Below are 5258 nucleotides of genomic sequence, written 5' to 3' on the forward strand. Positions count from 1 at the left end.
GCTAAAAGTCCTAGCCATTGAAATCCTTCTTCAAAATATCCATACAAATTATAATGTAGATCTAATATCATATCTACAGTAACACCATAGGTGAAGGCAAAAAAGGAAGTAGCGTAAATTTCTATTTTACTTAGCTTTTTTGGTATCAAAATTGCTACTATGTTAAATATACCAAAAGCTAGATATACGAGTCTCCACACAAGTATTTCCCCTTTATTTGGTCCTTTTGTTGATTATATATCACCTCCATTTAAAAACCTAATGCCTCTAAGTAAACCCTACCTTCTTCAATTAACTGCCCCGTTAGTGCAATAAAAAAGAGATCGCCGCAGCCATCCCATTCTTTAACTCTTGCACCTGTTAATTTAAGTATATATTTTCACAAACTAAACATTGTTATTTTACTCTAAAGTATTTCTTTAAACCCCGTCTAGATTTTTATTCATTGATTTTTCTACCATATACTGAAACCCATAAATTATAATTGCTAATGATACACATATAAAATACCATATAGTGTGATTCAACTTTTTAAATTTAAAAACTCCTACCTTTTCCCATATTTGTGCAAAAGGATAAGCACAAATGACATCTATCACCATATTTGTAATTAAATATTTCATAAAATTGCCGTAGGTTAGTTTAAATACCCATAGTGTGGTAACAAAAAAAGGACCTAATATATATGTAAAATCCACAAAACCTGGAGATAATGGATTTTTAGTTACCCACCATTTTTTCTTATTAGCAATTACACTTAACACACTTATGAATAAATTAACAAAACTTGCTACAGGTAAAAACCTAAAAAATGATTTTTTCCCCATAAAAGGAACAGTTAGCCAAGGAACGATTAACATTGCTAAAGCGAATGTCTTTTTATTAACCATTTAAATCAACTTCCCTCTGATATGTTTTTTATAATATTTCTCTAACTAAATCTATTTATTATTTTTTCCTGTGGAACTATCCTTCCCCGTTACTTCAAATCAACTAAACTGCTTCGTTACTTCAATATGGAAAAAGCGATCCCTCGTTATTGAGGAATCGCACCCGGTAGTTGAAGAAATCAATCTTATTCGATTTCCGTAAAAACTTTTCTTTGTTTTGTAGGAATTTCGTTCATTTTTATATACTTTTTAATTTTGCCTGTTTGATAATTGAGTACCGTATATCCACTTTCTCCGATAACATAGACCGATGGCTTTTTTTCTTTGTATTTGTAAACAACTTTCTCAATATCTTCTTGCGTCTTAACATTGTATAGCGTATTTGAGGTTCCTACTGATAATATTTGATAAGTTCCATCACCATAAATTTCCACAGTATCTTTCCCTGGAGGGTATTTATAATCATTGGAACAGCCCGAAATAATCATAAAAAGATTAATTGTTATAAAAGCAATCCAAATCTTTTTCAATATTTCTCCCCCTTGGAATAAGCAACTTGATAATTCGTAGTTTTTGTAAATACTTGTTAAACTATCCTGCTCCGTTAGCTGAACAAGCAAAAAGATCACCGCAGCGATCTCCATCTTTAACTCTTGCACCCGTTACTTTAAGTACAATTCTTCACAATCTACTTGGTTAAACAAACTAGAAAAATTCCATGCTCCTTAAAAACACAAGTAGTTCGTTAAATATAAGATTAAATCGTAATGAGCGAAGCTGACTATGCTTCGCTTTTTATTTTTGCAACTTGATTCTGTCACGATACATGTAATTACAAGTAAAATTTTTTAGACTCTAGTTGATTTATTGAAAAACGGGTACAAACCTAAAGCCTGTCTTATATTGGATACATATAAATACAGTACAACAAAAGCACAGAGGGATAAATGGAAGGGAGGGACATTAGCGGAGTCAGCAAAACATGGAGGTAACGTCGTCTCAGGGAAACATCCTGAATTACTAGCTAGATGAAAGGAGTAAAAATATGGGTCATTTAACCGTTTGGATAACCATCATCACTTTTTTGGTTACCCTCGGATTTATTCTTTGGAGACCTAGAGGGATCAATGAAGCTATACCTGCTGCAATAGGTGCGGTAATTGTCGTACTGAGTGGAAGTGTTTCCTTAACAGACCTGGGTATAATTTCAAGCACCATTAGTGGTGCCGCCATTACGATTATGGCAACGATTGTCATGGCGATTGTTTTAGAAAGTTTTGGTTTCTTTAATTGGGTGGCAGAAAAACTGGCTGCCATGGCAAAGGGGTCAGGAATTCGTTTATTCTGGTACGTCAATTTGTTATGTTTTCTCATGACACTTTTCTTCAATAACGATGGAAGTATCTTAATCACAACTCCAATCCTAGTCATGTTATTAAACAACATGGGCTTAAAAAACCATCAAAAAATTCCGTATTTGCTGTCTGGAGCCTTAATTGCGACTGCTTCGAGTGCTCCAATTGGTGTAAGTAACATTGTAAATTTAATCGCTCTAAAAATCGTGCATATGAGTTTGTATTTGCATACGGCGATGATGTTTGTTCCTGCAACTCTTGGTTTACTTTTGCTTGTTGTTCTCCTGTTCCTACGATTTAGAAAAATCTTGCCGAAAACCGTTCCTACTAATGTTTCAGGTCTGACAAGCTCTTCTTACCACCCACTTAAACAGCGTATAGGAATTCAACATGCTTCGGAAAAAGCTCGTTCAAGATTTATGCGAAACGTTCTACTATTCGTATTTGCTGTCCGTGTCAGTCTCTTTGTAGCTTCGTTTGTGAATATTCCAGTCTCTCTTATGGCTGTTATCGGCTCGCTTGTCCTTTTAGGATGGAGATGGGCATATTTAAAAATATCCCCTGCCGATATGCTGAAAAAAACGCCGTGGTATATTATCGTTTTCGCCTTTTGTATGTATACGATCATTTACGGTCTCAATAACATTGGTTTAACGGACTGGTTGATCAATTTCATGCAACCAATCGTTTCTGGAAGCCTGCTGCATGCGAGTGTCATGATGGGTGTACTTCTATCTGTTCTCTCCAATATTTTTAATAATCACCCAGCACTCATGGTCGGAACACTCACGTTAACGCATATGAATCTAAGTTTACTTGAATTGAAAATTGCCTATTTAGCTAACGTAATCGGCAGCGACATGGGATCGTTACTACTTCCAATGGGAACGCTTGCTACGCTGATGTGGATGCATATCGTAAGGAAAGGGAAAGTAATGATCAGTTGGTGGCAGTATATTAAAATTACAATGGTTGTTATCCCGCCAGCTACATTATTTACCTTAGTTATTCTATATTATTGGGTTTCTTGGCTTTTTGGTGGCGTTCTTCAACGATAAGACTATTTGAGAAAAAGGAGAATTAAAATGCTTATAGATTTTGTTGATTTAATAGGAAAAAAAATTGAAGTTGAACTTTCAGGAGGAAATTTTCATAAGGGAATTCTGTTAGATAGTGGACTAGACATCATCGTCATGTACGATGGCAAAAACCATTCCTTCCTCTACATTCCATTTAATCATGTTCAAAGATTGAAAGAAACTAGTTTAGACGAAGAAGATTTCTCTACTGACCCTCCTCCAGAAAAACCGATTGAAACGGATGTTATATCCTTTAGAAAAGCATTAACTGTTGCTAAAGGTTTGTTTACCCAGGTTTATGTGACAGGGAATAAATCCATTCATGGCTATTTAACTAGCATTATGAACGACTATTTTGTCTTTCACTCCCCTGTATACAAAACAATGTTTATTTCGATGAATCATGTTAAATGGCTAATTCCGTATCCCCCTAATACAACACCGTATTCCTTAGACAAGGAAAATCTAACCCTTGTGCCTAAATCCACTTCTTTAGCCAGATCTTTTGATGAACAGTTGAAAAGGTTGGAAAATCAACTAGTGATTATTGATTGTGGAGACCATACTGAAAAAATAGGCGTACTCCAAGGGATTCGAAATAACAAAATCAATCTAATAACAGCCGAAGGGGAACGGATATATCGGAATGTGGAGCATATCAAAACGATAAATTTGCCGTAACAACGATGCAAAAACTTGAAAAATTAATTCACAAATCATTAAGTAAAAGAAAGAGAGAGTGTTGTCCACATGTTTAATCAAAATAAACAAAAAGAATAATCCACCCTGTGTTTGCCGACGAGGATGGATTACTCATTCACTTCTAGAGTTGTTTTTTAGACCGTGTCTTTCGAGCCACGGTCTTTTTTATGGTGTACCACCTAATGTTAAGATATGTTTTTGATTTATATTTTGTTCAAGGTAAAAAAAATTTTGTTGTATTATCTTCACTAAACATTAGTAAAATCAATCTAAATTGGCACACAAAATAAATTAACTTTCGAATATTCCTCTTACTAACATATTTGTTAATTTGTTCTTCAACTAAACTGCTTCGTTAGTTGATCAACGAAAAAAAGAGCTGCTTGCCGCAACCCCATCTTCAACTCAAGCACTCGTTAACTTAAGTGTAATACTTCACAAAGTTGCATCGATTTTAACATATATACATAGAAACTTTTCTTACTCACATTTCATTTTATATCATATAGAGCACCTCCCAGAACAAAAGGTACTCTATACACACGAATCATTGAACTCCTTGTTATTCTTTTCCGCTAAACTCTAAAATATTTAAACCCTCGGATGCCTCTGGTGCTTCAAAAAATTTAGTAACATGAGTAAACACCGCTTCCGTGTCAAAAGCTGCTCTTTCGGGTTGTTCGTTACGCCTTTGTCCAATTTGACGTAAGCATTGCTCGTTATTTAGATTAAGGAAAATTAGTTGATGGCTTGCATTGACCTCTGACGCCATATCCAAAAACCACTTTCGCAGTTTTTGAGTGTTAGCTGGAAAATCCATCACTACATCTGTACCGACACTTAATATGTTTTGGACATGCTTTTTCACCAACGGCTTGAGCTGTGCTGAGAATTTTAGATAGTCCTCAAATGATGCAATCTGATTGGGATAAAGAGATGAAAGCCATTCATCCTCAGACAACAGTACCGCATGTTTATCTATCGCCAATTTTTTTGATTTAGTTGATTTTCCAGCTCCCATTTTTCCACTGAAAAAGTATAGCGTCCCCAATTGTTTCATATTTTTTACCCCCTAGAGCTTATTTTAGTTTGAATTTTTTACTTCATTAGTTCCCATAGATATTCCCCTCTTATTAATATTTAGACGTTAAGATTTATATCCAATTTACTTATTCTACCAATTTTGTTTATATTCCTTCTTTAACAAACCTGCCCCGTTAGTTCAACAAGAA

General features: G+C 34.8%; 5 protein-coding genes and 1 pseudogene. 2 read left to right on the forward strand and 4 right to left on the reverse strand.

Going from position 1 to position 5258, the window contains the following annotated elements:
- From V7161_RS27775 to V7161_RS27785, 3 genes and pseudogenes are all read right to left on the reverse strand, one after another.
- Nucleotides 1-200: pseudogene (locus V7161_RS27775) on the reverse strand (hypothetical protein); the annotation flags it as partial.
- A 219-nt stretch (nucleotides 201-419) separates the two neighbouring features.
- A complete protein-coding gene (locus V7161_RS27780; RefSeq protein WP_335716032.1) occupies nucleotides 420-890 on the reverse strand; it encodes a hypothetical protein in 471 nt (156 codons plus the stop codon).
- 185 nt (nucleotides 891-1075) lie between these two features.
- Nucleotides 1076-1420 carry a hypothetical protein gene (locus V7161_RS27785; RefSeq protein ID WP_335716033.1) on the reverse strand — a complete coding sequence of 115 codons (345 nt, stop codon included), beginning with the start codon at nucleotides 1418-1420 and terminating at the stop codon, nucleotides 1076-1078.
- A gap of 515 nt (nucleotides 1421-1935) precedes the next feature.
- Between V7161_RS27785 and V7161_RS27790 the strand changes: the two genes are divergently transcribed.
- Nucleotides 1936-3303 carry an arsenic transporter gene (locus V7161_RS27790; protein WP_335716034.1) on the forward strand — a complete coding sequence of 456 codons (1368 nt, stop codon included), beginning with the start codon at nucleotides 1936-1938 and terminating at the stop codon, nucleotides 3301-3303.
- A gap of 27 nt (nucleotides 3304-3330) precedes the next feature.
- The gene (locus V7161_RS27795; protein WP_335716035.1) at nucleotides 3331-4005 is read left to right on the forward strand and encodes a DUF2642 domain-containing protein; all 675 of its coding nucleotides are present in this window, start codon (nucleotides 3331-3333) and stop codon (nucleotides 4003-4005) included.
- A 583-nt stretch (nucleotides 4006-4588) separates the two neighbouring features.
- On the opposite strand, the gene V7161_RS27800 is transcribed toward V7161_RS27795, so the two are convergent.
- Nucleotides 4589-5086, reverse strand: coding sequence for an AAA family ATPase (locus V7161_RS27800; protein ID WP_335716036.1), 498 nt, complete (start codon nucleotides 5084-5086; stop codon nucleotides 4589-4591).
- Nucleotides 5087-5258 lie beyond the last annotated feature (172 nt).

It is taken from the genome of Neobacillus drentensis, assembly GCF_036965425.1.
GTDB classification, from domain to species: domain Bacteria; phylum Bacillota; class Bacilli; order Bacillales; family Cytobacillaceae; genus Neobacillus; species Neobacillus drentensis_F.

Bases quoted from the DNA above. Each gene is read 5' to 3' on its own strand.
- V7161_RS27780 (WP_335716032.1), bottom strand. From the start codon at position 890: ATGGTTAATAAAAAGACATTCGCTTTAGCAATGTTAATCGTTCCTTGG.
- V7161_RS27790 (WP_335716034.1), top strand. From the start codon at position 1,936: ATGGGTCATTTAACCGTTTGGATAACCATCATCACTTTTTTGGTTACC.
- V7161_RS27795 (WP_335716035.1), top strand. From the start codon at position 3,331: ATGCTTATAGATTTTGTTGATTTAATAGGAAAAAAAATTGAAGTTGAA.
- V7161_RS27800 (WP_335716036.1), bottom strand. From the start codon at position 5,086: ATGAAACAATTGGGGACGCTATACTTTTTCAGTGGAAAAATGGGAGCT.